Below are 24,390 nucleotides of genomic sequence, written 5' to 3' on the forward strand. Positions count from 1 at the left end.
CGGCGTCCGGGACGGTCGCCTGCCGCGCCCGGAGGCCCGCCGGACGGGCCGGACGAGGCGAGAAAGCCGGCCGGAGACACCCCCACGGGTGTCTCCGGCCGGCTATGTCGAGTTGCGGATTCAGTTCGCCATCAGATCGGCGCCACGCCAACTGAACTCCGGGTCCGCCGCGAACCGCACGGTGATCTTCACGAGATCCTCCGCGTACTTGTTCGCGTGGTGCCCACAGAACACCAGCTCGCTCCCACCCGCCAGAGTGATCCGGAGCTTGCCGGCAGCGTTGCAGCGGTCGCACCGTTCATCGGCGGCCGGGGGGCTCACCGTTTCGGGCGGCGGCGTGAGGGTCGGGGTCATCGCCTTCCTCCTCTGGTCGTCACCGATGAACACGTTCTTCGGTCGTTACTCACCTATCGTGCAACACCCTTACCGAGCCTTGCCTTCCCTGTGTGCCCGCGGGGGACCGAGGTCACACATGGCTGCGGACAGTGTGCCGTGCAACAAGGGTGCCACGTCAACGATCACAATCGTGCATCCACGCGATCACCATCTGATGATGCACGCCAGGTGATCAAAACGACACGTACGGTTGACGAATGCGGATCAGTCGAGGTAGTCCCGCAGCACCTGTGAGCGCGACGGGTGTCGCAGCTTCGACATCGTCTTGGACTCGATCTGCCGGATCCGCTCCCGCGTGACCCCGTAGACCTGCCCGATCTCGTCCAGCGTGCGCGGCTGCCCGTCGGTGAGGCCGAAACGCAGGCGTACCACGCCCGCCTCACGCTCGGACAACGTCTGGAGCACCTGCTGGAGCTGATCCTGGAGCAGGGAGAACGAGACCGCGTCGACGGCGACCACGGCCTCCGAGTCCTCGATGAAGTCACCGAGCTGGCTGTCGCCCTCGTCGCCGATGGTCTGGTCGAGCGAGATGGGCTCCCGAGCGTACTGCTGGATCTCCAGCACCTTCTCGGGTGTGATGTCCATCTCCTTCGCCAGCTCCTCCGGCGTGGGCTCGCGGCCCAGGTCCTGGAGCAGCTCGCGCTGGATCCGGCCGAGTTTGTTGATCACCTCGACCATGTGGACGGGGATGCGGATGGTGCGGGCCTGGTCGGCCATGGCGCGGGTGATGGCCTGGCGGATCCACCAGGTGGCGTAGGTGGAGAACTTGTAGCCCTTGGTGTAGTCGAACTTCTCGACGGCGCGGATCAGGCCGAGGTTGCCTTCCTGGATCAGGTCGAGGAAGGCCATGCCGCGTCCCGTGTACCGCTTGGCCAGCGAGACCACCAGCCGCAGGTTCGCCTCCAGCAGGTGGTTCTTGGCCCGTTCGCCGTCGCGGGAGATCCAGAGCAGGTCGCGCTGCATCTCGCGGGTGAGCTTGTCCTCGCCCTCCTCGGCGGCGCGCAGCTGCTCCGCCGCGTACAGGCCGGCCTCGATCCGCTTCGCCAGCTCGACCTCCTGCTCGGCGTTGAGCAGGGGGACCTTGCCGATCTGCTTCAGGTACGCCCGGACCGAGTCCGCCGAGGCGGTCAGCTCCGCGTCCCGGCGGGCCTGCTTGAGCGCCTCGGACTCCTCGTCGTCCCACTCGAAGTCGTTGTCGGTGGCGGAGCTGGCGGCGTCGGCCTCGGCGGCCCGGGTCAGCTCGGCCGGCTCCTCGACGACCACGTCCTCGACCTCGGCGGCCAACTCCTCCGGGTCGACATCGCCCTCCGCGGCGTCGCCCTTGGCCTTGCCGCCGGCCTTGGTGGTCTTCGCGGCTCCGGTCGCGGCCGCGACGGTGGCCTTGGTGGCCCGCGTGGCCTTCTTGGCCGGCGCGGCGGCCGTGGCCGCCACCTCGGCCGTGGTGCCGGTGGCCTTGCGGGCGGTCGCCTTGCGCGGGGCGGGGGCCGGGGCCTCCTCCGCGGCGGGCGCCTGCTTCGGGGCGGGCGCGGCGGCCTTCCTGGTCGTCTTGGCGGTGGTGGCCCGGGAGGCGGGGGTGGCCGAGCGGGCGGCGGCGACCCGGCGTCGGGTGGTGGCCGAGCCGTCCACGACCACCGTCACGCCGGCCTCGGAGAGCGCCCGCAGGATCTTCTTGGCCTGGGCCGGAGTCACCTCGGCGGACTCGACGGTGCGCGCGAGCTGGGCCGACGTGAGCTGGCCGCCGGCGCTCTGCGCGTGGGCGATCAGGGTGTCGGTGAGCGAGCGAACGTCGGCGCCGTTCTGGCGGGGTTCTGTCACGAATGACCTTCCGGAGGCGAAGAGCGAGCACGGCCGGGGTGCCGGCGCAGCGTGGGGCGTCACGCCGGGCGATGTGGTTGAGGAACCCCCGCGTCCCGGGCCGGCCGGTCGGTCGACCGCCCGTGGCGCGTGGGCAGGGGTGAATTGTAACGCCGTCTGCGGCGATCATCCTGCGCCGCACGGCGGACCGGCGGTGGGGACCGCCGATTCGGCGCAGATGTGGACTTTGTAAGGATGATACCCGCGCGTGACCCGGAACACCCCGGTCGTGCGGGAAGGGGACGGACGATGGACCGCACGGCGGCACCGCCTCGGGAACTGTTGGAGATCGCGATCGACGTGGCCCGGGACGCGGCGACGACGGCATACCGGATGCGGGCCGAGGGGGTCTCGGTCGCCGCGACCAAGAGCACCGTCACCGACGTGGTGACCGCCGCCGACCGGGCGGTGGAGCGGCAGGTGGTCGAGGCCCTGCGCCGCCGCCGGCCGGACGACGCGGTGCTGGGGGAGGAGTTCGGCGCGGCGGAGCACGTTGCCGCCGGGCCGGATCGGGTCCGGTGGATCGTCGACCCGATCGACGGCACCGTCAACTACCTGTACGGGCTGGCGCACTGCGGGGTGTCGCTGGCCGCGGAGGTCGACGGCGAGGTGGTGGCCGGCGTGGTCCGCAACGCCTTCACCGGCGAGGAGTGGACCGCCACGGCCGGCAGCGGGGCCTGGCGCGACGGTCGGCGGCTGCGTTGCTCCACCGAGACCGACCTCGGTCAGGCACTGGTCGCCACCGGCTTCGGCTACGACCCCGGCCGGCGGGCCCACCAGGCGCGGGTGCTGGCCGGGCTGATCGCCGACGTGCGTGACATCCGCCGGCTCGGCGCGGCGGCGCTGGACCTCTGCCTCACCGCGGAGGGGCGGGTCGACGCGTACTTCGAGAAGGGCCTCGCCCCCTGGGACCTGGCGGCCGGCGGACTGATCGCCAGGGAGGCGGGGCTGCGCGTCGCCGGACTGGCGGGCCTGCCGCCCGGGGCGGACATGGTGGTCGCGGCCCCGCCGGCGCTGTTCGGGCCCCTGCACGCCCGCCTCGTCGACCTGGACGCGTCGGGCGGGCCGTGAGGCTCACCCGCCGGGGACCGGGCCGTGCGGCTCACCCCCGGGGGCCTGGGGACGCCTCCGGCGGGTGTCGCTCAGGGCGGGCGCCCGCCCGGGCCGCGACCCCGTCCGGCGGCGACCCCGTCCGGTGGCGACCCCGTCCGGTGGGCTCGCGGCCTGGCGGGGCGGACCGGTCAGTTGCGGACCGGTCAGTTCTCGACCGGCATCGGGCAGGAACCCGGCGGGGCCACGGGTGACCCCAGGTCGCCGAGCGACTGGTTGACCTCGGTGGTGGTGGCGAGCTGCTGGAAACTCTCGCCCAGCACCACGTCGACCACGTCGTCGTCGCGTTCGGCGTCGTACTCGACCACGGCGTTGTTGAGGAAGTAGGCGCGCAGCAGGTGCGCCGAGCCGACCCCCTTGGGGCCGTACCGCAGCACCGCGACGTCGTCGGTCTTCTTCTTGGTCTCCGCGACCTTCTGCACCTGGAACTTGCGGTTGCTGAAGTCGTCGGCGACGCCGCGCGCCCGGCCGCTCTGCTCGGTGCCGTTCAGCACGTTGATCTTGACGTCCTTGGGTTCGCGCAGGGTGACGTCCGCGCGTGGCCACTCCGCGGGGCAGCTCTCGGCCACCGCCTCGCCCTGGGTGTCGCGGACCAGGGCGACGACGACGAAGACCAGAGCGACCACCGCCAGCAGGCCGACGACAACGAGTGCTCGCACTCGCGCAAAGCTCATCAGGGCGCTCCCGGACAGTGTTGGGTGGCGGCGGGCGGCCGACGGTCGTGTGCCGCCCGACGGCCGCCGGGTACGCCGCTGAGGTTATCGGTTGTCCGGCGGACGCGTGGAAACAGTCGGACATGCCGGCGCGCCATCCGGGAAGCGGGTACTACTACCCCTATCTTCGTGTCGCCTGAGTCACATTGGGAACAACTTCGCGTGCAGGGGCGTACATCTCAGCCACAAGGGCGGTATACATGCCTCGCCCAAAGGGGGGGTAAGGTTCCGCGCTCGCCGGGGAGATCCTCCGGCGGCACCGGCCCGCCCGGTCGTCGGGTCGGGTGACCGACACTTGTGGTGACCGGCCAGCGGAACCGAAACAGCGTCGTCCGGCGTTACAACCGGCAGCGACAACATCGAAATGGGAGAGTGAACCGATGGCCACCGACTACGACGCCCCGCGTCGCGACGAGGTCGACCTCGGCGAGGACAGCCTGGAAGAGCTCAAGGCCCGACGGGTCGACTCACAGTCGGGTGCCGTCGACGTCGACGAGGCCGAGGTGGCCGAGAGTTTCGAGCTGCCCGGGGCCGACCTGGCCGACGAGGAACTCACGGTCAAGGTCCTGCCGATGCAGCAGGACGAGTTCCGGTGCGCCCGCTGCTTCCTCGTGCACCACCGCAGCCAGCTGGCGACCCAGCGCAACGGCGAGTTGATCTGCCGCGAGTGCGTCTGAACCCGTAGGCGACCACCGGCGGCGGCTCCCCCGGTGGAGCCGCCGCTGCCCGCTCGTCGTGCGGCACGGCGGTGTTCCTGCTTGACTCGTGATCCTGGGCCGCGGGGGCGGCCACCACCGGGAGGTCCGACATGGGCGAGGGCGGCACCGATCCTGGTACCGGGCAGCAACTGGGCGAGACCGTCGCGGCGTTGACCGCCGACGACGTCGCGCCGGCCCGGCGCCGGCAACTGCTCGGCCGGCTGGTCGGGCAGGCCCGCGCGCGCGGCGTCGGTGACCTGTTCAAGCCGCGCGGGGTCGTGCGGTGGATGGTGGAGACCGTCGCCGAGGTCGCCCCGCACGTGCCCGTCCGCGACCTGGCCACCCTGCGCCGGCACTTCCCCGGGCTCGACGGCGACGAGTTGGCCGATCGGCTGACCCGCAACGCGGCCCGGGCGACCGCCGGTGTGGGAGCGGCCGGCGGCGGTGCCTCCGCCGTGCAGTGGACCGTCGCGCCCGCCCTGCTCTCCGCGCCCGTGCTGCTGGCCGCCGAGACGGTCGCGGTGGTCGCGGTCGAACTCAAACTCGTCGGTGAGCTGCACGAGGTGTACGGCGTACCCCTGCCCACCAGCGGCAGCCAGCGGGCCGTGGCGCTGGTGCAGTCCTGGGCCAGCCAGCGCGGCATCAACCCGATGATGCCGGGGGTCGGGGTCGGCGCGGTGCTGGGCACCGCCGCCCGCCAGGAACTGCGGGACACTCTGCTCAAACGCTTCGGGCGGAACCTGACCACGCTGGGGCCGTTCCTCACCGGCGCGGCCGTGGCCGGCTACCTCAACCGGCGGGCCACCCGCGCGCTGGCCGACGAACTGCGCACCGACCTGCGCCGCCAGGCGAAGGCCCTGCCGGGCGTCCCGCCCGGCCCGCCCGCCCTGCCCACCGGTCCCGGCGACCCGTCCAGCTAGGGACCGGAACGGGGGTCAGCGGGCCGCGTCGCGGGCGGCGAGCAGCGCCTCGGCCAGCTCGACCGGGTGGCGGGTGCTGACCACCCAGAAGGGGGTCGGGTCGGCGGGGTCGTCGAGCACCACCTGGACCGCCCCGGCGACCCACGGCCGCTGGACCACGAACGCCAGCGGGTCCGCCCCGACGCCGAGCGCCTCGCGGCGGCCGGCGGCGTCGAGCGGGATCACGTCGGCGACGAACCGCGCGGGCAGCCGGGCGTCGTCCACCCACAGCTCGCCGTCGCGCACCGAGACCCGGATCCGGCCCAGCCAGAGCATCGCGGCCAGGGCGCCGGGCAGCAGCACCACGAACGGCAGCCAGGCGCGCACACCGGGCGCGCCCATCCACACCTCGACGGCGAGCATCGTCGCCGCCGCGAACCCCGCCAGCCACAGCCACCAGGGCAGGAAGAGGCGTTCCGCGTGCGCCGCGGGGACTGCGGCGGACGGCGCGGACGGCGACTTCGACGGCGACTGGCTCACTCCTGCCAGGGTACGGCGCGTCGCGGGTCGGGCACCGGGCAGGATGGCAGGGTCACCCCTGGAAAATTCGGACGGAAGTGGGTAACCGTGACCGACGTCGTGACCGTGCCGGTGCGGCAGCTCGACCCCGAGCTGCCGCTGCCGGCGTACGCCCAGCCCGGTGACGCGGGTGCCGACCTGGTGGCCGCCGCGGACGTGGAGCTGCCGCCCGGCGGGCGGGCCCTGGTGCCGACCGGGGTGGCGGTCGCGTTGCCGCAGGGCTACGTCGGTCTGGTCCACCCCCGGTCAGGGCTGGCGGCGAGGCTCGGCGTGACGGTGCTCAACGCGCCCGGTACGGTCGACGCCGGCTACCGGGGTGAGATCCTGGTCAACCTGATCAACCATGATCGGGACGCGCCGGCGAAGATCTCCCGGGGCGACCGCATCGCGCAGCTCGTGGTGCAGCGGGTCGAGCGGGCGGTGTTCCAGCCGGTGGCCGAGCTGCCGGCGTCGCGGCGCGGCACCGGCGGGCACGGTTCCACCGGCGGGCACGCCGGGCTGGTGCCGCCGTCGGCGCAGTCGCCGGGCGGGTGGACGGAAGAGGTGACAGGGTGAGTGCGAACAGCGGAGGGTGGGCGCAGTGATCTTCTCCCGTAAGCGGGCCGACGCGGCACGCGACGGCCGTGACGAGCGCGGTGGGGTCGTCGACACCGCCGGCGCGGACGGCGCGACCGCGGCGGCTCCGGCACGCGGGCCGTACGACGTCAGCGAGGCGCCGGGCGGGGTCCAGCGGCTCGACCTGGGCAGCCTGCAGATCCCCGCCGTGGCCGACGTCGAGGTGCGGGTACAGGCCGACCCGCAGGGCGTCGTCCAGCAGGTGGTGCTGGTACACGGCCCGAACGCCCTGCAGCTGGGGGTGTTCGCCGCGCCGCGCTCCGAGGGCATCTGGGACGAGGTGCGCGAGGAGATCCGCCAGTCGCTGCTCGGCGACGGTGCCGCCGCGCAGGAGGTCGACGGGGAGTACGGCATTGAGCTGCACGCCCGGGTACGCACCCAGGACGGCCCGACCGACCTGCGGTTCGTGGGCGTGGACGGGCCGCGCTGGATGGTCCGGGGCGTCTTCCAGGGCGCCGCCGCCACCGACCCGGCCGCCGCCGGTCCGCTCGCCCAGTGCCTGGAGGGCCTGGTCGTCGACCGGGGCCAGGAGGCGAAGCCCGTGCGGGAGCCGCTGCCGCTGCGGCTGCCCCGCGAGGTCGCCGAGCAGGGCGGGGCGGCTGACGCCGCCTCCGGACCGGTCGAGGTCTGAGCAGGCACCCTGTCACCGGCCCACCCCGGACCGGGCCCGTCGGCGTACGCTGGCTCCGACGGTCCCGGGTGCCGGGGCCGGCGGAGCCGGCGCGGGCCGGCCGGTGTGGAGAGGGTGACACGGAGGTCATGACGACCGACGAGGGCCGGGGACCGCTGCGGCGGATGCTGCGACGCCTGACCGCGAGCGAGGCCGAGATCGAGGCGGACGAGCTGCGTCAGGAGAGTGCCCGGTGCGGTGGCGTGCCGGCCCGGCAGTGCGTGCGCGGCCAGGTCGTGTCGGTCGCCGGCCGGCTGCGCACGGTGGTCTACACCCCCCGCACCAACCTGCCGACGCTGGAGGCGGACCTCTACGACGGCAGTGACGTCGTGACGCTGGTCTGGCTGGGCCGGCGGCACATCGCCGGCATCGAGCCGGGGCGGCACCTGACCGCCCGGGGGCGGGTGGCGGTACGCGACGATCGTAAGGTCATCTACAACCCGTACTACGAGCTGGAGACTTCCAAGTGACGCCAGTGGGCCCGGCGGACGGCAGGCCGGCCATGACCCCTTCGGAGTCGGCCACCCCGGCGGAGAGCCTCGGCGCCGAGGACGAGCGGCTGCCCACCCTCGCCGAGCAGATGGCCGACCAGCTCGGCGGCTGGCGGGGCCTGGTCGAGTCCAGCATCCCCGTCGTCGTCTTCGTGGTCGCCAACATCGTCGGGGAGCTGCGCCCGGCGGTGATCGCCTCGGTGTCGGTGGCCCTGGCCATCGCGGGGCTGCGGCTGGCCCAGCGGCGGCCGGTCCGGCACGCGGTCAACGGGCTGTTCGGCATCGGCATCGGCGCGGCGATCGCCTGGCGCACCGGCGACGAACGGGACTTCTACCTCCCCGGCATCCTCTACGGCATCGGCTACGGCCTGGCGCTGCTGGTGTCGGCGGTCGTCCGGCAGCCGCTGGTGGGCTGGATCTGGTCGGTGCTGGTGGCCAAGGGGCGCTCCGAGTGGCGCGACGACCCGCGTCTGGTGCGCACCTTCACCGGCCTGACCGTGCTGTGGGGCGTGGTGTGGCTGGCGAAGGTGGGCGTGCAGGCCGCGCTCTACCTCGCCCAGCAGGACACGGCTCTGGGCATCGCGCGGCTGGCGCTGGGCTACCCGCCGTACGTGCTGCTGCTGCTGATCACGGTCTGGACGGTGCGTCGGGTGACCCGCGAGCAGCAGGCGGAGGCGCAGGCCGGCTGAGCCGCGTACGACGGGCGCAGGCCGGCTGAGCGGCACCCGGGCCGCTGAGCGGCACACGGGCCTCAGCGCGACTCGCGGGTCCGCTCGACGCTGTCGGGGCCGAGCACGACGGCCCGCACCGCGTCCTCCATCTCGGCCGTGCAGACGAAGACCAGTTCGTCGCCGGCCTCGATCGGGTCGTCGGGGCTGGGCACCAGCACCCGCTTCCCGCGCAGGATCGCCACCAGGGCGGCGTCGCGGGGCAACGGCACCGCGTGCAGGGGTTGCCCGACGTACGGGGCCGTGGGTGGCAGGGTGATCTCGACCAGGTTGGCCTCGCCCTGCCGGAAGGTCATCAGACGGACCAGGTCGCCGACGGTCACGGCCTCCTCGACCAGGGCGGCCATCACCCGTGGCTTGCTGACCGCGACGTCGACGCCCCACTGCTCGGTGAACAGCCACTCGTTCTCGGCCCGGTTGACCCGGGCGACCACCCGGGGCACCGCGAACTCGGTCTTGGCCAGCAACGAGACCACCAGGTTGACCTTGTCGTCGCCCGTGGCGGCGACCACGACGTCGCAGCCGGCGATCTCGGCCTCCTCCAGGCTGGTCAGCTCGCAGGCGTCGGCCAGCACCCACTCCGCGTCGGGCACCCGTTCCGGCCGCAGCTGCCGGGGCTGCCGCTCGATGAGCATCACCTGGTGGCCGTTGTCGATCAGCTCCTGGGCGATCGAGCGACCCACGTTGCCGGCGCCGGCGATGGCGATCCGCATGCTCAGTGCCCCCCTTCGGGCGTCGCCGCGACACCGGTCACGGACGCGGCGATGTCGTCGGTCACCAGCATGAAGATCTGGTCACCCTCCTGGATCACCGTCGAGCGGGTGGGCAGGGTGCCGATGCCGAAGCGGATCAGGTACGCCACCCGGGCTCCGGTGGCCGTCTCCAGGGCGGGCACCGGCCGGCCGACCCAGTCCTTGTGCACGGGCACCTCGATGATCGACACGGTGCTGGTGGGGTCGCGGAAGATCTCCACGTTGCCCTCGGGCACCAGGTGCCGCAGCATCCGGTCGGCGGTCCACCGCACGGTGGCCACGGTGGGGATGCCCAGGCGCTCGTAGACCTGCGCGCGGCGCTGGTCGTAGATGCGGGCCGCGACCCGGTGCACGCCGAACGTCTCCCGTGCCAGCCGGGCGGAGATGATGTTGGAGTTGTCGCCGCTGGAGACCGCCGCGAAGGCGTCGGCGCGCTCGATGCCGGCCTGGCGCAGCACGTCGCCGTCGAATCCGGCGCCGGTGACGATGATGCCCGCGAACTCCGGTCGGAGCCGACGGAACGCGTCGGCGTCCTGGTCGATCACGGCCACCGAGTGCCCCCGGGACTCCAGGCTGTGGGCCAGGGTGGAACCCACCCGGCCACAGCCCATGATCACCACATGCACGCTGCCCTCCCACGGTGCGTACCCGCTGCGTCGGTCCCTCGCCTGCGAGCCTGTCACGTCCGGGCCCGGGGCGGGCACCGACGCTACTCCGCCGTGCCGGCGGGCCGGCGGTCGGCCACCGGCACTTCCACCGGCCGGTGGCCGTACCCTTGGCGGTTGTGGCCAGATCCACCTCGCTGCTGAAGCGGCTGCTCGTCGGTCGACCGTTCCGGTCCGACCGGCTCCAACACACTCTCCTGCCGAAGCGCATCGCGCTGCCGGTGTTCGCCTCCGACGCCCTGTCCAGCGTGGCGTACGCCCCGGACGAGATCCTGCTGATGCTGTCCATCGCCGGGGCGTCCGCGTTCGTCTTCTCGCCCTGGGTCGCCCTCGCGGTGGTCGTGGTGATGCTGACGGTGGTGGCCAGCTACCGGCAGAACGTGCACGCCTACCCGTCCGGCGGCGGCGACTACGAGGTGGCCACGGTCAACCTCGGCCCGCGCGCCGGGGTCGGGGTGGCCAGTGCCCTGCTGGTCGACTACGTGCTGACCGTGGCGGTGTCGGTCACCTCCGGGGTGGCCAACCTCGGTTCCGTGATCCCGTTCGTGGCCACCCACAAGGTGCTCATCGCGGTCTCCGCGGTGGTGCTGCTCACCGCGGTCAACCTGCGCGGTATCAAGGAGTCGGGGCGGGCGTTCGCCATCCCCACCTACGGCTTCATCATCGTCATCATCGGGATGATCGCCACCGGGCTGGTCCGGGTGCTCGTGCTCGGGCAGGATCTGCGCGCCCCCAGCGCCGACCTGGTGATCGCCGCCGAGTGGCACGACACGACCGGCTGGGCGATGGCGTTCCTGCTGCTGCGCAGCTTCTCCTCCGGCTGTGCCGCGCTGACCGGTGTGGAGGCCATCTCCAACGGGGTGCCGGCGTTCAAGGCGCCAAAGAGCCGCAACGCCGCCACCACCCTGCTGCTGCTCGGGGTCGTGGCGGTGACCATGCTGGTCGGCATCGTCTGGCTGGCCCGGCTGACCGGTCTGCAGTTCGTCGAGAACCCCCGGCTGCAGATCGTCGGGGGCCCCGAGGGCTACGTGCAGAAGACCGTCACCGCCCAGCTCGGGGAGACCGTCTTCGGCTCCGGTTCGCTGCTGTTGTTCCTGGTGGTCGGCGTGACGGCCCTGATCCTGTTCCTGGCCGCGAACACCGCCTTCAGCGGTTTCCCGGTGCTCGGGTCGATCCTCGCCCAGGACCGCTACCTGCCCCGGCAACTGCACACCCGGGGCGACCGGCTGGCCTTCTCCAACGGGATCCTGTTCCTCGCCGTGTTCGCGAGCCTGCTGATCATCGGGTTCGAGGCCGAGGTGACCAAGCTCATCCAGCTCTACATCGTGGGCGTCTTCGTGTCGTTCACCCTGTCCCAGGCGGGCATGATCCGGCACTGGAACCGACACCTGGGCACCGAGCGCGACCCGCAGGTCCGTCGCCGGATGCTGCGGTCGCGGGCCATCAACGCGTTCGGCATGGCCATGACCGGGACGGTGCTGGTGATCGTGCTGGTCACCAAGTTCCTGCTCGGGGCCTGGATCGCCATCGCGGCGATGGGCGTGATCTACGTGCTGATGCTGGCCATCCGCCGGCACTACGACCGGGTCGCCGTCGAACTGACCCCCGACGACGGACGGCCCGTGCTGCCGGCCCGCAACCACGCCGTCGTGCTGGTCAGCAAACTGCACCAGCCCACCCTGCGGGCGGTGGCCTACGCCCAGGCCACCCGGCCGGACACGGTGACCGCCGTGACCGTCAACGTCGACGACAAGGACACCCGGCAGTTGCAGGCCGACTGGGAGCGCCGGGGCGTGCCGATCCCGCTGACGGTCATCGACTCGCCGTACCGGGAGATCACCCGGCCGATCCTCAACTACGTCGCCGGGGTCCGCCGGGAGTCGCCGCGCGACGTGGTCACCGTCTTCATCCCGGAGTACGTCGTGGGGCGCTGGTGGGAGAACCTGCTGCACAACCAGAGCGCGTTGCGGCTCAAGGGCCGGCTGCTGTTCGAGCCGGGGGTGATGGTGACCAGCGTGCCGTGGCAGCTCGCCTCGACCGCCACCAAGAACCTCGACCGGCTCGACGCCACGCTGACCCGCAGCCCGGTGCGGGGCCCCCGGGTGGTGCCGCGCAGCACCCTGCCGCCCCGCGTCCCGCCGGTGGGGTCCACCCCGTCCGGCGAGACCGACCGGGTCGACGGGGGTGACCGGTGACCGGCGGTGTGGAGGAGGCCGGGCGGGTCGAGCTGACCGTCGACGCGGTCGCGCCCGGTGGGCACTGCGTGGCCCGGGTGGACGGCCAGGTGGTGTTCGTCCGGCACGCGTTGCCCGGCGAGCGGGTGGTGGCCGAGGTCACCGAGGTGCACAAGGGATTCGTCCGGGCCGACGCTGTGACCGTGCTGGCGGCGGCACCCGAGCGGGTCACCCCGCCCTGCCCGTACGCGGCACCCGGCCGCTGCGGCGGCTGCGATCTGCAACACGTCGCCCCCGCAGCCCAGCTCGACTGGAAGACCGCGGTGGTCCGCGAGCAACTCGTCCGCCTCGGTGGCCTCACCGACGTGCAGTGCGACGCCCTCGGCGTCCGGGTCGAAGCGCTGCCCGGCGGCCAGCTGGGCTGGCGGTCCCGGGTCCGGTACGCGGTGGACGCGGCCGGCCGGGCGGGGCTGCTCAAGCACCGCTCGCACGAGGTGGTGCCGGTCGACCGCTGCCTGATCGCCCACCCGGCCGGGCGTGACCTGCCCGTGCTGGCGGTGACGGGGGTGCGCTGGCCGGACGCCGAGGCCGTCGAGGTGGTCGTCGCGACGGGTGGCGACGTCACGGTGACCGCACTCACCGGCGGCCGGTCGCGCACCGTCAGTGGCCCGGACCGGGTGCGGGAGCGGGCCGCCGGCCGGGAGTGGACCCTGCCCGCCTCGTCCTTCTGGCAGGTCCACCCGGCCGCCGCCGACACCCTGGTCGGGGCGGTGCTGGCGTTGACCGACCCGCAGCCGGGGGAGACCGCCTGGGACCTCTACGGCGGGGCGGGCCTGTTCGCTGCCGCGCTCGCCGGGCGGGTCGGCGACGCCGGCCGGGTCACCCTGGTCGAGGCGGCCGGCGACGGCGTCACGGCAGCCCGGGAGAACCTGCGTGACCTGCCCGGGGTGGAGGTGGTCGCGGCCCGGGTGGAGACCGCGCTGGCCCGCCGCCGGATCACCGGCCCGGTCGACGTGGTGGTGCTCGACCCGCCCCGCGCCGGGGCGGGTGCCCGGGTGGTACGCGAGATCGTGGCGGCCGACCCGCGCGCGGTCGCGTACGTGGCCTGCGACCCGGCCGCCTTCGCCAGGGACGTACGTACGTTCACCGGGCTCGGCTGGCGGCTCGCCGCGCTGCGCGGGTACGACCTGTTCCCGATGACCCAGCACGTCGAGCTGGTCGGGCTGCTGCTGCCGCCCGCCTGACCGGTGTCTCGCCGTCCGCCGCGCGGCCACCGGGGGGTGTGTCGGTCTCCGGGGGCTGCCCGGTCCCGTGTCGGGCTGCCCGGTTCCGTGTCGGGCCGCCGGCCGGCACCGACCGGCGCGGGGGCGCGTAACCTGGCGCGGTGCGGATCGTCGGGTTGATGTCGGGCACCTCCCACGACGGTGTGGACGTGGCCGCCGCCGAGTTCACGGTCGAGGGTGACACCCTGTGGCTGCGCCCGCTGGGCCACCGGGAGCTGCGCCACGACGCCGACCTGCGTGCCGAGATCACAGCGGTGCTGCCCCCGGCGGCCACCACGGTCGAGGCGGTCTGCCGGCTGGACAACCGTCTCGGGGAGGTCTTCGCCGAGGCGGCGGCGGTCGGCGTCGGGCTGGCCGGAGGTACCGTCGACGCGGTGGTCTCGCCCGGTCAGACGGTCTTCCACTGGATCGACGGCGGTCGGGCCCGGGGCACCCTGCAACTGGGGTCGGCGGCACGGGTGGCCGCGCGGGTCGGCGTACCGGTGCTGTCGGACCTGCGCGCGGCGGACGTCGCGGCCGGCGGGCAGGGCGCGCCCCTGGTGCCGGCCTTCGACGCCCTGCTGCTGGCCGACGCCCGGGGCGGGGCGCGAGCCGCGCTCAACCTGGGCGGCATCGCCAACCTCACCGTGGTCGCGCCGGGCGCGCCCGTGCTCGGGTACGACGTGGGCCCGGCCAACGCCCTGCTCGACGCGGCGGCCCGCCGCCTGCTCGACGCCCCCTGCGACGTCGACGGAGCCCGCGCGGCGGCCGGCCGGGTGCACCCCGGACTGCTGGCGGAGCTGCTCGCCGAGCCCTACTACGCCGTGCCGCCGCCCAAGTCGACCGGCAAGGAGCTGTTCCACGCCGGCTACCTCGACGCCCGGCTGGCCGCCCTCGCCGCCGGCCCGGTCGCCGGGGCCGACGGGGGTGGCGGTGGCCCGGTGCCGGTCGACGACGTGCTGGCCACGCTGACCGAGCTGACCGCCCGGGTGGTGGCCGACGCCTGCGACCGGCACGGCGTGGTCGAGGTGGTGGCGGCCGGCGGGGGAGTGCGCAACCCGACCCTGTGGCGGCGGCTCGGCGCGCTCGGTGCGGGCCGCTGGCGGCTGCGAACCACCGACGAGCTGGGGATTCCCGCCCAGGCCAAGGAGGCGTACGCGTTCGCGCTGCTGGGGTGGCTGTCCTGGCACGGCCTGCCGGGCGCGCTGCCCTCGGTGACCGGCGCCACCCGGGCGTCGGTGCTCGGCTCCTGGACCCCCGCCGGGCCGGCGTTCGGGGGCCCCACGCCGGTCCCGCCCCGCCGGATGCGGGTCGCCACCTGACCGTCGGGTCAACGCCGGGGGGTTCTCGGCCCACGATGCGGACTGGGCGCAGGCCGATAGACTCTTCGTTCATGAGTGTTGAAGAGGACACGGCCGTCCACGGCCGGCTGCTGGCCACGGTGCGCGGTCCCCAGGACGTCAAGCGGCTCACGGCCGGCGAGCTGGGCATCCTCGCCGCCGAGATCCGGGACTTCCTGGTCGCCAAGGTGTCCCGCACCGGCGGGCACATCGGCCCCAACCTCGGTGTGGTGGAGCTGACCCTGGCCATGCACCGGGTCTTCGACTCCCCGCGCGACCGGCTCCTGTTCGACACCGGCCACCAGGCGTACGTACACAAGATCCTCACCGGCCGGCAGGACGGGTTCGACAGGCTGCGCCAGCGCGGCGGCCTGTCGGGCTACCCCAGCCAGGCCGAGAGCGAGCACGACCTCATCGAGAACTCCCACGCCTCCACCGCCCTGTCGTACGCCGACGGGTTGGCCAAGGCGTACGCGCTGCGCGGCGAGCAGCGCAGCGTGGTCGCGGTGGTCGGCGACGGCGCGCTGACCGGCGGCATGTGCTGGGAGGCGCTGAACAACATCGCCACCGCCGGCAACCCCCTGGTCATCGTGGTCAACGACAACGGCCGATCGTACGCGCCGACGATCGGCGGCCTGGCCGACCACCTGTCGTCGCTGCGGCTCAACCCCGGCTACGAGAAGGTGCTCGACAGCGTCAAGGAGGCCCTCGGCTCGACCCCGCTGGTCGGCAGGCCGATGTACGAGGTGCTGCACGCCGTCAAGAAGGGCATCAAGGACGCGGTCGCCCCGCAGGCGATGTTCGAGGACCTGGGCATCAAGTACGTCGGCCCGGTCGACGGCCACGACGTCGGCGCGGTCGAGGTGGCGCTGCGGGCGGCGAAGAACTTCGGCGGCCCGGTGATAGTGCACGCGGTCACTCGTAAGGGCTACGGCTACCGTCCCGCCGAGGAGGACGAGGCGGACTGCTTCCACGGCCCCGGCGCCTTCGACATCGCCACCGGCAAGGCCACCGCCGCGTCCGCCGTCAAGTGGACCCACGTCTTCGCCGACGAGCTGGTCGCGATCGCCGACGAGCGGCCCGACGTGGTCGGCATCACCGCCGCCATGGCCGAGCCGACCGGCATCGCGAAGCTGGCCCGCAAGTACCCGGAGCGCACGTACGACGTGGGCATCGCCGAGCAGCACGCCGCCACCTCGGCGGCCGGCCTGGCGCTGGGCGGGCTGCACCCGGTGGTGGCGGTCTACGCCACCTTCCTCAACCGCGCCTTCGACCAGGTCCTGCTGGACGTGGCGATGCACAAGCTGCCGGTCACCTTCGTGCTGGACCGGGCCGGCATCACCGGCCCCGACGGGCCGAGCCACTACGGCATCTGGGACATGTCGGTCTTCGGGGTGGTGCCGGGCCTGCGCATCGCCGCGCCCCGCGACGCTGCCACCCTGCGCGAGGAGCTGCGCGAGGCGGTCGCCGTCGACGACGGCCCGACCGTCGTGCGCTTCCCGACCGGTGCGGTCGCCGCCGACCTGCCGGCCCTGCGTCGGGTCGGCCCGGTCGACGTGCTGGCCGAGTCGGCACGTAAGGACGTGCTGCTGGTCGCCGTCGGCTCCTTCGGGCAGCTCGGCATGGAGGTGGCCACCCGGGTCGCCGAGCAGGGCTACGGGGTGACCGTGGTCGACCCGCGCTGGGTGCGGCCGGTCCCCGCCGAACTGGTCGAGCTGGCCGCCGCGCACCGCCTCGTGGTCACCGTCGAGGACGGCGTCCGGGTCGGTGGGGTCGGCGACGCCCTCGCCCAGGCGATGCGCGACGCCGACGTCCGGGTGCCGCTGCGTGACCTGGGCGTGCCCGCCGCCTGGCACCCGCACGGCTCCCGCACGCAGATCCTGGCCGACCTGGGCCTCACCGCGCAGGACGTGGCCCGCGACGTCACCGGCTGGATCTCCCAGCTCGACGGCGAGCGGACCGAGTCGGTCCGCGTCCCCCAGAACTGACCCGCCCGGCGTGGGCCCCGTCCGGGGCCCACGCCGGCCGGCCCCGCCGCGTCCACCCGCGGGCCCCGGCCGGGGTCAGGAGCCGCCGGCGGACCGGTAGTGGGTCTTCTCGGCCGCCGCGAGGCTGAAGGTCTCACTGCGCTCGGGGCGCGGGACGACCACCAGACCGGGCCGGTCCACCAGGCGCAGGGTTCCCGGCGGAGCGGACAGCGTGCTGTCCTTCGCGGCCCGCCAGGTCAGCACCACCAGCGGCTGACCGGGGACCGGCAGGTCGTACACCTGTAGGGGCGTGGTGCGGTCGGCTGGGGAGAACACCGCCGCCGCGCCGTCGGCCGGCCGGTAGAGCACCGCGCTCATGGTGCCGTCGGCCGTGTCCCAGCTCAGCTGCTGCAACTCGGCCGGCTCGCCGCCGCCCAGGGCCACCTCGCCCAGCGTCTTCACGCTCAGGCCCGCCATCGGCCAGGAGGCGGGTACCGAGTGGGGGGCGTCCCGGTCGCCGATGCGACGCGGGATGCTGCCGAACGGGCCGTCCTCACCGGCGAGCAGGCAGGTGTCCAGGCCCTGCAACGCGCGTCTGCCGGAACTGCTCTCGTCGCGGACGAGCGGGTAGCGCGGGTCGGTCGTGCCGGTGCCCAGGTCGAGCAGGCGGTCGGCGGCACGCCCCCGGGGCAGCGACTCGGTGGCCCGCAGGGTGACCGTGAGCGGAACCGCCCGGCAGGCCGGCACGTCGACCGGTTCGGTCAGGCCCTCCGCGTCGGCCAGTGCCCGTCCGTCGGGGCCGAGCAGCCGCTCGACGCGTTCCGAGGTGAGGTACCGCCGCCCGTCGGGGGTCTGCACCGGCAGCACGTCGGAGTAGACCAGGTAGCCCGGGTTGGTGTATTCGGTGGCCCGCTCGACGTTCCACCGCTGACCGTCCCGGGCGAGTTGCAGCAGCCAGGAGGCGCTCTCACCCGGGACGCTGGCGGCGACCAGCGCCAGCGGGCTGCCGTCGACCTCGCCCGACCAGAGGATGCCGGACGACGGCAGGTGCACCCGGTCGTCGACCGGCGAACGCCAGTCCCGCACCGCCTCGGTGACCGCAGCCGCCGCGTCGTCGCTGCGGGCCAGGTCGCCGCGCGGCGGCCACACCCGCAGCGTGCCGTCGAGGCTGTCGAAGCCCGTACGGAGGACTCCCGGTTCACGCTCGGCGACCGGACCGCACCCGGCGGCGGCGACCAGCAGCGGGGCCAGCAGGGCGGCGGCCGTCACACCGCGCCGACGGACTGGAGCCACCTGTACGCCTCCCGATCGCCTCGGCCGTCGTGCGGAAAGCGCCATCGTACGAGATGTCCCGCCGCGTGATCGCGTCGCCTCACGCTGCGTCGCCCAGGTCACCACTCGCCACAGCGGACCGTCGCGTCGACTTTGGGGCATATACCCATTCGGGTAGACTCCGCCGACTGTGACGCCTGCCGAGACCCGCGCCGACTCCCCGCCGGCAACCGACGCCGCCGCCGGCACCGCGTCCCGCACCGTCACTCGTGGTGAGGGTACGGCCGCCGCCTCGGACCGTCCCGTCGGGACGGCCTCCGCCGCGACGGCCCCGGCCGCGACCGCCCCGGCCGCGACCGTCGCGGAGTCCGGCGCGGTCACCGACGGCACCCGCCCCGCAGACGACATCGCCGTGGGACGCCAGGACGGCAGCGGGGCGACGCCGTCGGCCGACGGCAGGTCGTCCAGGTGGCGACGGTTCCGCTGGACCCCCCGCCGCCGCGACCTGGCCGTCCTCGGTGGATTCCTGCTGACCGCGGTGTGGGTGACCAGCCAGATCTGGGTGGATCCGGCCGGCCGGGTGGCCTCGCTCTACAGCAGCGACCCGGCGCAGGTGCAGTTCTTCCTCGCCCACTCCGTGCGGGTGGTGCTGCACGGGGAGTTTCCCTTCTTCACCGAGCAGTTCAACTACCCCGACGGGGTGAACCTGATGGCCAACACGGCCATCCTCGCGCTCGGCATCCCGATGGTGCCGGTGACCCTGCTGTTCGGGCCGGCCGTGACCTTCGTGCTGCTGGTGACGCTCGGACTCGCCGGCACCGCCTCGGCGTGGTACTACGTGCTGTCCCGGCACGTCGTCCGCACCCCGCTGGCCGCGATCGTCGGTGGCTGGTTGTGCGGCTTCTCCCCGGCGATGCTGTCGCACGCCAGTTGGCACCCCAACATCATCAGCCAGTTCCTGTTGCCGTTCATCGTGTGGCGGGTGCTGGTCATCACCCGCTCCACCCGGCCCTACCGGGACGGGGCCCTGCTCGCCCTGCTGGTCACCACCCAGGCGTTCATCAACGAGGAGATCCTGCTCTTCACGGCCATGGCCTGCGGGATCTTCCTGTTGGCCGTGGTGGCGCAACGCCCGGCGACGTGGTCGGCGGCGTGGCGGCCGATGGCGAAGGCGCTGGGCACCTGCACGGTGATCGCCGGGTCGCTGCTGGCGTACCCCCTCTACGTCCAGTTCGCCGGGCCGATGGCGTACCACGGCCTCAGCGACGCCGTCCGCGACTACGGCAACGACATCGCGGCGTTCTTCGCCCCCGGTTCGCCGACCCTCGGCGGCGACCAGCGGGCCAACATCAACCTGGCGCCGAACTACTCGGAGGAGAACGCCTTCTTCGGCTGGAGTCTCGCCCTGATCGTGGTCGGCATCGTGGTGTGGCTGCGCCGCGAACTGCTGGTGCGGGCCCTCGCCGTGACGGCGGTGTTCTTCGCGGTGCTCTCGTTGGGCGAGCGGATCTCCTGGTGGGACCGGGAGTTGGTGACGGGGCCGTGGGAGTGGCTGGTGCGGCTGCCGCTGCTCGACGCCGTGGTGCCGACCCGGTTCGGCCTGATCACCAGCGTGGTGGTGGCGGTGCTGCTGGCGTTGGCCATCGACCGCACCCGCGAACTCGACCTGCCCCGGCCCGCCGTGCGCACGTTGACCGTGGCGGGGCTGGTGCTCGCCCTGCTGCCGATCCTGCCGATGCCGCTGCCGATGACCTCCCGCCCGCCGGTGCCGAAGTTCATCACCGCCGACCGGTGGCGGCCCTACGTCGGGCCGGACCAGACGCTGGTGCCGATCCCGGTGCCGAGCATGGGCAACGCACACGGCATGCGCTGGGCGGCCGCCACCAACCTCGACTTCAAGATCCCCGGCGGGTACTTCCTCGCCCCCCGCAACGGCAACACCGGCGACCCCGGGCGCTTCGGGGGCCGGCCCAGCGGGATGGGCGCGCTGCTGGAGGAGGTGGCCAGCACCGGGCGTACCCCGAAGCTGGACGACCGGCAGCGCCGCCGCTGCCTCGACGAGCTGCGGCAGTGGCGGGCCGCCATCCTGGTGCTGCCTGTGCGTCAGCACCACGCCGAGCCGCTGCGGCAGACCGTCGAGCAACTCGTCGGCCCCGGCCGGCAGGAACTGGACGTCTGGGTGTGGGACGTCCGGACACTGACCGACCCGTCGGCCTGATGGTCAGCGGCACCACCACCAGCGACGAGGACGTCGAGACCCGGCGACGCCCGCCGCGGCTGCCGGGCCGGGCACCCGCCGCGCTGGTGGTCGGCGGCTACCTCGCCCTGGCGGCGTGGCTGACCAGCGGGCAGTGGGGCCGCCCCGACCGGCTGTTCCATCAGGCCGGCGACCAGATCCTGTTCGAGTGGATGCTGGCGCGCGCCGCCCGCGCGGTGGTCGACGCCGACGATCCGCTGTGGAGCGACGCCCTGAACGCCCCCGACGGGGTGAACCTCATGGCCAACACGTCGGTGCTCGGCCTGGGCGTGCCGCTGACCCCGGTGACCCTGCTGTTCGGTTCGCAGGTGTCCTTCCTGGTCGCGGTGGTCGCCTGCCTCGCCGGCACCGCCACCGCCTGGTACGTGCTGCTGCGCCGCCGGCTCGCCGTGTCCCGGGCGGCCGCGGCTGTCGGTGGCCTCGTCTGCGGCTTCGCCCCGGGAATGGTCGCCCAGGCGGGGGCCCACCTGCACATGGCGGCCCAGTTCCTGGTGCCGGTGATCCTGGGCCTGGTGCTGCGTCCCGACACCGACCGGGTGCGGCGGCACGGGGTGCTGCTCGGGCTGGTCGTCGCCTACCAGGCGTTCCTCGGCGAGGAGTTGCTGGTCTTCGTGGCGCTCGCCGGGGCCGTGTTCGTGGCGGCGTACGCGCTCGCCGATCCGGCCACCGCCCGCCGGTTGGCACCCGCCACGGCCGGCCGCCTCGCCGTCGGGGCCGTGGTGGCCGGGGTGCTGCTGGCGTACCCGTTGTGGTTCCAGTTCCTCGGGCCCGGCCACTACCGGGGAATGCCGTTCCACACCCACGCCTACCCGCTCGACGTCGTGTCGTTCGTCGTCCCGGCCCGGCAGACCATCCTCGGCGACGACCACCTGCCGGGGCTGTTGGCACCCAATCCCACGGAGGAGAACTCGTTCTTCGGCCCCGGGCTGCTGGTGCTGGCCGTCGTCGTGGTGGCCTGGCTGTGGCACCGGCCACTGGTGCGGGCGCTGGCTGCGGTCGGGGTGCTGTTCGCCCTGCTGTCCCTCGGCTCCTCGGTGCGGGTGCGCGGCACCGACACGGGGCTGCCCGGACCGTACCGGCTGCTGGCCGACCTGCCGCTGCTCGACCTGGCGGTGCCGGCCCGGTTCCCGCTGGTCTGCGTGCCGGTGCTGGGTGTCCTGGTCGCCCTCTCCCTGGACCGGGTCCGCGCCGCCGCGTCGGCCGCGCAGCCCGTCGCGCCCGGTGGTGCCCGGGCCGCGCATCCGGTCGCACCCGGTGGCGACCCGGGCGGGGTGCCGGTACGGCTGCTGTGGGCCGGTGCCGTGGCCGCCGCGCTGCTGCCGCTGATCCCCACACCGATCCGCACCGTGCCGGCGTGGCGCGTGCCGGCCTTCGTCGCCGACGGCGGCTGGCGGGCGCACGTGCCGCCGGGACGCACCGTGGTGCCCGTGCCGCCGGTGACCAACGCGGGACGCAGCCCGGCGATGCTGTGGTCGGCGCGGACGGGGTTGGCCTTCGACGCGCCGGGCGGCTACTTCATCGGACCGAGCGCCCCCGACGACCCGACGGCCCGCTGGGGCGCTCCCGACCGGCCCACCTCACTGCTGCTGCGCCGGGTCGCCGACACGGGGCAGGTGCCGCCGATCACCGACGTCGAGCGCCGGCAGGCGGTGCAGGACCTGCGGCACTGGCGCGCGGCGGTGGTCGTCCTGGGCGGGCTGCACCACGGCGATCCCGTCCGGCGGGCCGTCGAGGAACTGCTCGGCCCGGCCCGGGAGATCGACGGTGCGCTCGTCTGGGACGTCCGTCCCCTCGTCGGCTGACGGGCAGCCCGAGCGCCCGGAGCGGGCCGACGGGCGGCGCGGCCTGGCCGGTGGGCGGCTAGGCCGGCGGCACCAGCGGGCGCACGTCCCAGAGCCAGACGTCGTCGACCCGTCGCGGCTCGCCGAGCAGGCCGGTCATCAGCTCCCGCAGCACGGCCTCCCGCGGGTGGGCGCCCAGCACCACCACCGATGCCCGCCAGAAGCGCAGGTCCTCCACCGCCTGGCGGCGGTTCTCCGCCGTCAACGGCGGCACCGTGCCCGCGTCCATGGTGGAGTAGATCAGGCTGCTGGTCGGCCGGTTCGGCGCGCCGAAGACGCCGTCGCCGTCGAGGTTCGGGCCGATGAAGTAGCCGCCCGGGATGGGGAACGCGTGCTGGGTCAGCGCGCTCCACCGCAGCGTGGACAGGCCGTGCACGTTGCTGGGAATCGGCACCGGCACGAGGGTGCGCCCCTCGGGCACGTACGGTCGCCAGGCCCCGGAGGTGATGAAGGACGGTGGCGGTGCGACGGGCATGGCCGGCAGCGGCCGGGGGAACAGCGGCAGCAGAGCCGCGGCGATGGCGGCGTACCCCACGACCCGCTGCCAGGCGGGCCGTCGCCCCGCCCCCTCGCGGTCCTGGCCGCCCTCGATGGGCCGGCCCTCGCCGGCCGTGTCGTCGCGGCCTTCGGTGGCCTCGGTGTCGTCGCGGTCCTCGGTCGCCGGCCCCTCGCGGCCCCCGGTGGCCGCCGGTCCGTCCTGCCGCCGCCGGAGATCGGCCACCGCGTCCCAGGCAAGCGCCAGCAGCACGCCGAGCGCGGCGGTCGTCACCAGGGCGAGCCGGGTCGGCATCATCATCTCGACCAGCGGCACGTCGGGTGGGATGTAGGCCCACGGCCCGTCGGTCTCCGTGACCTCCCCGTCGATCCGGATCTTCGGCCCGAGCGCCGCGACGGAGAACAGCACCGCCAGCACGGCCAGGATCCGGGCCACCAGCGACCGGCGGACCAGCAGCACCAGCGCCACCACCGCCAGGATCACCAGCGGCCAGCCGAACCAGGTGTTCTGCTCGGTCAGCCCGATGGTCCGCTCGACCGCCTCGTCCCCGGCGAGCGAGTCGCGGGGGAAGGTGACGAAAGCAGCCAGGTCCTCACCCCAACTGTGGAACACCCCGCCCTGTAGACCCCGGTAGGACTGCGGACCGTTGAACTGGAACCAGATCGGGTAGGCGGCCAGCGCCAGCGCCAGCGCCCCGCCGAGGCCGAGGCCCGCCGCGAAGGTGCCGGCCCGTGCCCAGGCGGCGCGCGGGCGCATGACCGCGTACGCGACCACGATGACCAGGCAGGCCATCGCCGTGAGCAGCAGCATCTCCTCGTTGATGAAGATCTGGTACGCCACCAGCAGGCCGAGCACGATGCCGTTGCGCCGCCAGCGACCCGGCTCCGCCAACCGGAACACCCGCACCACGATCAGCGGGAGCAGGAAGTTGGAGACGAAGTTGGGCTGCCCGTTGGCGTGGTGCACGACGCCCGGCGCGAAACCCAGGAACGCGCCGCCGACGAACGCCGCGGCGCGCGAGCGCACCAGGTGCCGCGACAACATCCAGTACGAGGTGCCGGCCGTGGCGGCCAGCGCGGCACCCAGGTAGAGGGCGTACATCACCTGCGGGCCGAGCAGCCAGGTGAGCGGGGCCAACGGCAGGGTCACCCCGAGCAGCGAGGTGTTGGCCATCATGTTCACCCCGTCGGGGGCGTTCTGCCGCTCGGTGAACAGCGGGTTCTCCAGGTGCCGCAGGGAGTACGCGCCGTGCGAGAACAGCCACTCGAACCAGCTGTGGTCGGTCGGCAGGTGGGAGGAGACCCGGTTGTGCACGTCCGCCCAGTAGTTGAGGCACACGAAGACGCCCAGGAGCACGTACGCTCCGATGGCCAGCGCGTCGGCGCGGGCCACCCGCCGGTGCGGCCCTCGCGACGACGGCGTCGCGACGGGCTCGGGGACGGTCTTCAGCGAGGGATCAACCACCGGCACAGCCACGACGGGCCATCGTACAGGCGTCCGCCGTCCCGTCCGGCTGGCCCGTGGCGGGCGCGGCGGGACAGTCCTGGCGGTGCTGGCTGGTCGCGGGACGGGCAGACCGCCGAACGTGGGCGCGGCGACGGGAAGGACGAC

General features: G+C 73.8%; 21 protein-coding genes. 13 read left to right on the forward strand and 8 right to left on the reverse strand.

Annotation, left to right across the window (positions count from 1 at the left end; translation table 11 throughout):
• Window positions 1-120: 120 nt before the first annotated feature.
• Window positions 121-354 (reverse strand): DUF7455 domain-containing protein, encoded by a 234-nt coding sequence (locus tag GA0070616_RS20620; protein ID WP_091091264.1) that lies wholly within the window; start codon window positions 352-354, stop codon window positions 121-123.
• A gap of 246 nt (window positions 355-600) precedes the next feature.
• Window positions 601-2,211: an RNA polymerase sigma factor gene (locus tag GA0070616_RS20625; protein WP_091085607.1), complete on the reverse strand. Its 1,611-nt coding sequence runs from the start codon at window positions 2,209-2,211 to the stop codon at window positions 601-603.
• Window positions 2,212-2,499: 288 nt separating this feature from the next.
• Here GA0070616_RS20625 and GA0070616_RS20630 point away from each other — a divergent pair, with 288 nt between their 5' ends.
• Window positions 2,500-3,321 carry an inositol monophosphatase family protein gene (locus tag GA0070616_RS20630; RefSeq protein WP_091085611.1) on the forward strand — a complete coding sequence of 274 codons (822 nt, stop codon included), beginning with the start codon at window positions 2,500-2,502 and terminating at the stop codon, window positions 3,319-3,321.
• Window positions 3,322-3,506: 185 nt separating this feature from the next.
• Here the strand turns inward: GA0070616_RS20630 and GA0070616_RS20635 are convergent, their stop codons facing one another.
• The gene (locus GA0070616_RS20635; RefSeq protein ID WP_175440287.1) at window positions 3,507-4,019 is read right to left on the reverse strand and encodes a LytR C-terminal domain-containing protein; all 513 of its coding nucleotides are present in this window, start codon (window positions 4,017-4,019) and stop codon (window positions 3,507-3,509) included.
• Between the two features lie 434 nt (window positions 4,020-4,453).
• Here GA0070616_RS20635 and GA0070616_RS20640 point away from each other — a divergent pair, with 434 nt between their 5' ends.
• Entirely contained in the window at window positions 4,454-4,750 is a 297-nt protein-coding gene (locus GA0070616_RS20640; protein WP_091085619.1) for a DUF4193 domain-containing protein, read from the forward strand.
• Between the two features lie 131 nt (window positions 4,751-4,881).
• Window positions 4,882-5,691 carry a hypothetical protein gene (locus GA0070616_RS20645; protein WP_091085622.1) on the forward strand — a complete coding sequence of 270 codons (810 nt, stop codon included), beginning with the start codon at window positions 4,882-4,884 and terminating at the stop codon, window positions 5,689-5,691.
• A gap of 15 nt (window positions 5,692-5,706) precedes the next feature.
• Here GA0070616_RS20645 and GA0070616_RS20650 read toward each other — a convergent pair whose 3' ends face one another.
• Window positions 5,707-6,210: a DUF3093 domain-containing protein gene (locus GA0070616_RS20650; RefSeq protein WP_091085626.1), complete on the reverse strand. Its 504-nt coding sequence runs from the start codon at window positions 6,208-6,210 to the stop codon at window positions 5,707-5,709.
• Between the two features lie 87 nt (window positions 6,211-6,297).
• Between GA0070616_RS20650 and dut the strand changes: the two genes are divergently transcribed.
• The 4 genes from dut (at window position 6,298) to GA0070616_RS20670 (ending at window position 8,714) form a co-directional block, all read left to right on the forward strand.
• Entirely contained in the window at window positions 6,298-6,804 is a 507-nt protein-coding gene (gene dut, locus GA0070616_RS20655; protein ID WP_091085630.1) for a dUTP diphosphatase, read from the forward strand.
• A gap of 25 nt (window positions 6,805-6,829) precedes the next feature.
• Window positions 6,830-7,495, forward strand: coding sequence for a DUF3710 domain-containing protein (locus GA0070616_RS20660; RefSeq protein ID WP_091085634.1), 666 nt, complete (start codon window positions 6,830-6,832; stop codon window positions 7,493-7,495).
• Window positions 7,496-7,623: 128 nt separating this feature from the next.
• The gene (locus GA0070616_RS20665; RefSeq protein WP_091085637.1) at window positions 7,624-8,004 is read left to right on the forward strand and encodes an OB-fold nucleic acid binding domain-containing protein; all 381 of its coding nucleotides are present in this window, start codon (window positions 7,624-7,626) and stop codon (window positions 8,002-8,004) included.
• A 32-nt stretch (window positions 8,005-8,036) separates the two neighbouring features.
• Window positions 8,037-8,714: a DUF3159 domain-containing protein gene (locus tag GA0070616_RS20670; protein ID WP_091085641.1), complete on the forward strand. Its 678-nt coding sequence runs from the start codon at window positions 8,037-8,039 to the stop codon at window positions 8,712-8,714.
• A gap of 62 nt (window positions 8,715-8,776) precedes the next feature.
• Here GA0070616_RS20670 and GA0070616_RS20675 read toward each other — a convergent pair whose 3' ends face one another.
• Entirely contained in the window at window positions 8,777-9,466 is a 690-nt protein-coding gene (locus GA0070616_RS20675; protein ID WP_091085646.1) for a potassium channel family protein, read from the reverse strand.
• A 2-nt stretch (window positions 9,467-9,468) separates the two neighbouring features.
• Window positions 9,469-10,131 carry a potassium channel family protein gene (locus tag GA0070616_RS20680; protein WP_091085650.1) on the reverse strand — a complete coding sequence of 221 codons (663 nt, stop codon included), beginning with the start codon at window positions 10,129-10,131 and terminating at the stop codon, window positions 9,469-9,471.
• Window positions 10,132-10,289: 158 nt separating this feature from the next.
• On the opposite strand from GA0070616_RS20680, the gene GA0070616_RS20685 reads away from it, so the two are divergent.
• The 4 genes from GA0070616_RS20685 to dxs all read left to right on the forward strand — a co-directional run bounded on the left by GA0070616_RS20685 (window position 10,290) and on the right by dxs (window position 16,934).
• Window positions 10,290-12,365 carry an APC family permease gene (locus tag GA0070616_RS20685; RefSeq protein ID WP_091085652.1) on the forward strand — a complete coding sequence of 692 codons (2,076 nt, stop codon included), beginning with the start codon at window positions 10,290-10,292 and terminating at the stop codon, window positions 12,363-12,365.
• Entirely contained in the window at window positions 12,362-13,588 is a 1,227-nt protein-coding gene (locus tag GA0070616_RS20690; protein WP_091085656.1) for a class I SAM-dependent RNA methyltransferase, read from the forward strand. Before GA0070616_RS20685 ends, GA0070616_RS20690 begins: the two co-directional genes overlap by 4 nt.
• 140 nt (window positions 13,589-13,728) lie before the next feature.
• Window positions 13,729-14,928, forward strand: coding sequence for an anhydro-N-acetylmuramic acid kinase (locus GA0070616_RS20695; RefSeq protein ID WP_091085660.1), 1,200 nt, complete (start codon window positions 13,729-13,731; stop codon window positions 14,926-14,928).
• Window positions 14,929-14,999: 71 nt separating this feature from the next.
• Window positions 15,000-16,934, forward strand: coding sequence for a 1-deoxy-D-xylulose-5-phosphate synthase (dxs, locus tag GA0070616_RS20700; RefSeq protein WP_091085662.1), 1,935 nt, complete (start codon window positions 15,000-15,002; stop codon window positions 16,932-16,934).
• Between the two features lie 75 nt (window positions 16,935-17,009).
• Here the strand turns inward: dxs and GA0070616_RS20705 are convergent, their stop codons facing one another.
• Entirely contained in the window at window positions 17,010-18,206 is a 1,197-nt protein-coding gene (locus GA0070616_RS20705) for a hypothetical protein (protein ID WP_091085666.1), read from the reverse strand.
• Between the two features lie 391 nt (window positions 18,207-18,597).
• Here GA0070616_RS20705 and GA0070616_RS20710 point away from each other — a divergent pair, with 391 nt between their 5' ends.
• Together GA0070616_RS20710 and GA0070616_RS20715 are read left to right on the forward strand one after the other, a co-directional pair.
• Window positions 18,598-20,403, forward strand: coding sequence for a DUF6311 domain-containing protein (locus tag GA0070616_RS20710; RefSeq protein WP_245713004.1), 1,806 nt, complete (start codon window positions 18,598-18,600; stop codon window positions 20,401-20,403).
• Window positions 20,403-22,244 carry a DUF6311 domain-containing protein gene (locus GA0070616_RS20715; protein ID WP_245712845.1) on the forward strand — a complete coding sequence of 614 codons (1,842 nt, stop codon included), beginning with the start codon at window positions 20,403-20,405 and terminating at the stop codon, window positions 22,242-22,244. Before GA0070616_RS20710 ends, GA0070616_RS20715 begins: the two co-directional genes overlap by 1 nt.
• Window positions 22,245-22,302: 58 nt before the next feature.
• Here the strand turns inward: GA0070616_RS20715 and GA0070616_RS20720 are convergent, their stop codons facing one another.
• Window positions 22,303-24,228 carry a DUF6311 domain-containing protein gene (locus GA0070616_RS20720; RefSeq protein ID WP_245713005.1) on the reverse strand — a complete coding sequence of 642 codons (1,926 nt, stop codon included), beginning with the start codon at window positions 24,226-24,228 and terminating at the stop codon, window positions 22,303-22,305.
• Between the last annotated feature and the right edge of the window lie 162 nt (window positions 24,229-24,390).

The sequence above is a fragment of the Micromonospora nigra genome (assembly GCF_900091585.1).
Classification (GTDB): domain Bacteria; phylum Actinomycetota; class Actinomycetes; order Mycobacteriales; family Micromonosporaceae; genus Micromonospora; species Micromonospora nigra.

Bases quoted from the DNA above. Each gene is read 5' to 3' on its own strand.
- GA0070616_RS20620 (WP_091091264.1), bottom strand. From the start codon at position 354: ATGACCCCGACCCTCACGCCGCCGCCCGAAACGGTGAGCCCCCCGGCC.
- GA0070616_RS20630 (WP_091085611.1), top strand. From the start codon at position 2,500: ATGGACCGCACGGCGGCACCGCCTCGGGAACTGTTGGAGATCGCGATC.
- GA0070616_RS20640 (WP_091085619.1), top strand. From the start codon at position 4,454: ATGGCCACCGACTACGACGCCCCGCGTCGCGACGAGGTCGACCTCGGC.
- GA0070616_RS20645 (WP_091085622.1), top strand. From the start codon at position 4,882: ATGGGCGAGGGCGGCACCGATCCTGGTACCGGGCAGCAACTGGGCGAG.
- GA0070616_RS20665 (WP_091085637.1), top strand. From the start codon at position 7,624: ATGACGACCGACGAGGGCCGGGGACCGCTGCGGCGGATGCTGCGACGC.
- GA0070616_RS20670 (WP_091085641.1), top strand. From the start codon at position 8,037: ATGACCCCTTCGGAGTCGGCCACCCCGGCGGAGAGCCTCGGCGCCGAG.
- GA0070616_RS20675 (WP_091085646.1), bottom strand. From the start codon at position 9,466: ATGCGGATCGCCATCGCCGGCGCCGGCAACGTGGGTCGCTCGATCGCC.
- dxs (WP_091085662.1), top strand. From the start codon at position 15,000: ATGAGTGTTGAAGAGGACACGGCCGTCCACGGCCGGCTGCTGGCCACG.
- GA0070616_RS20715 (WP_245712845.1), top strand. From the start codon at position 20,403: ATGGTCAGCGGCACCACCACCAGCGACGAGGACGTCGAGACCCGGCGA.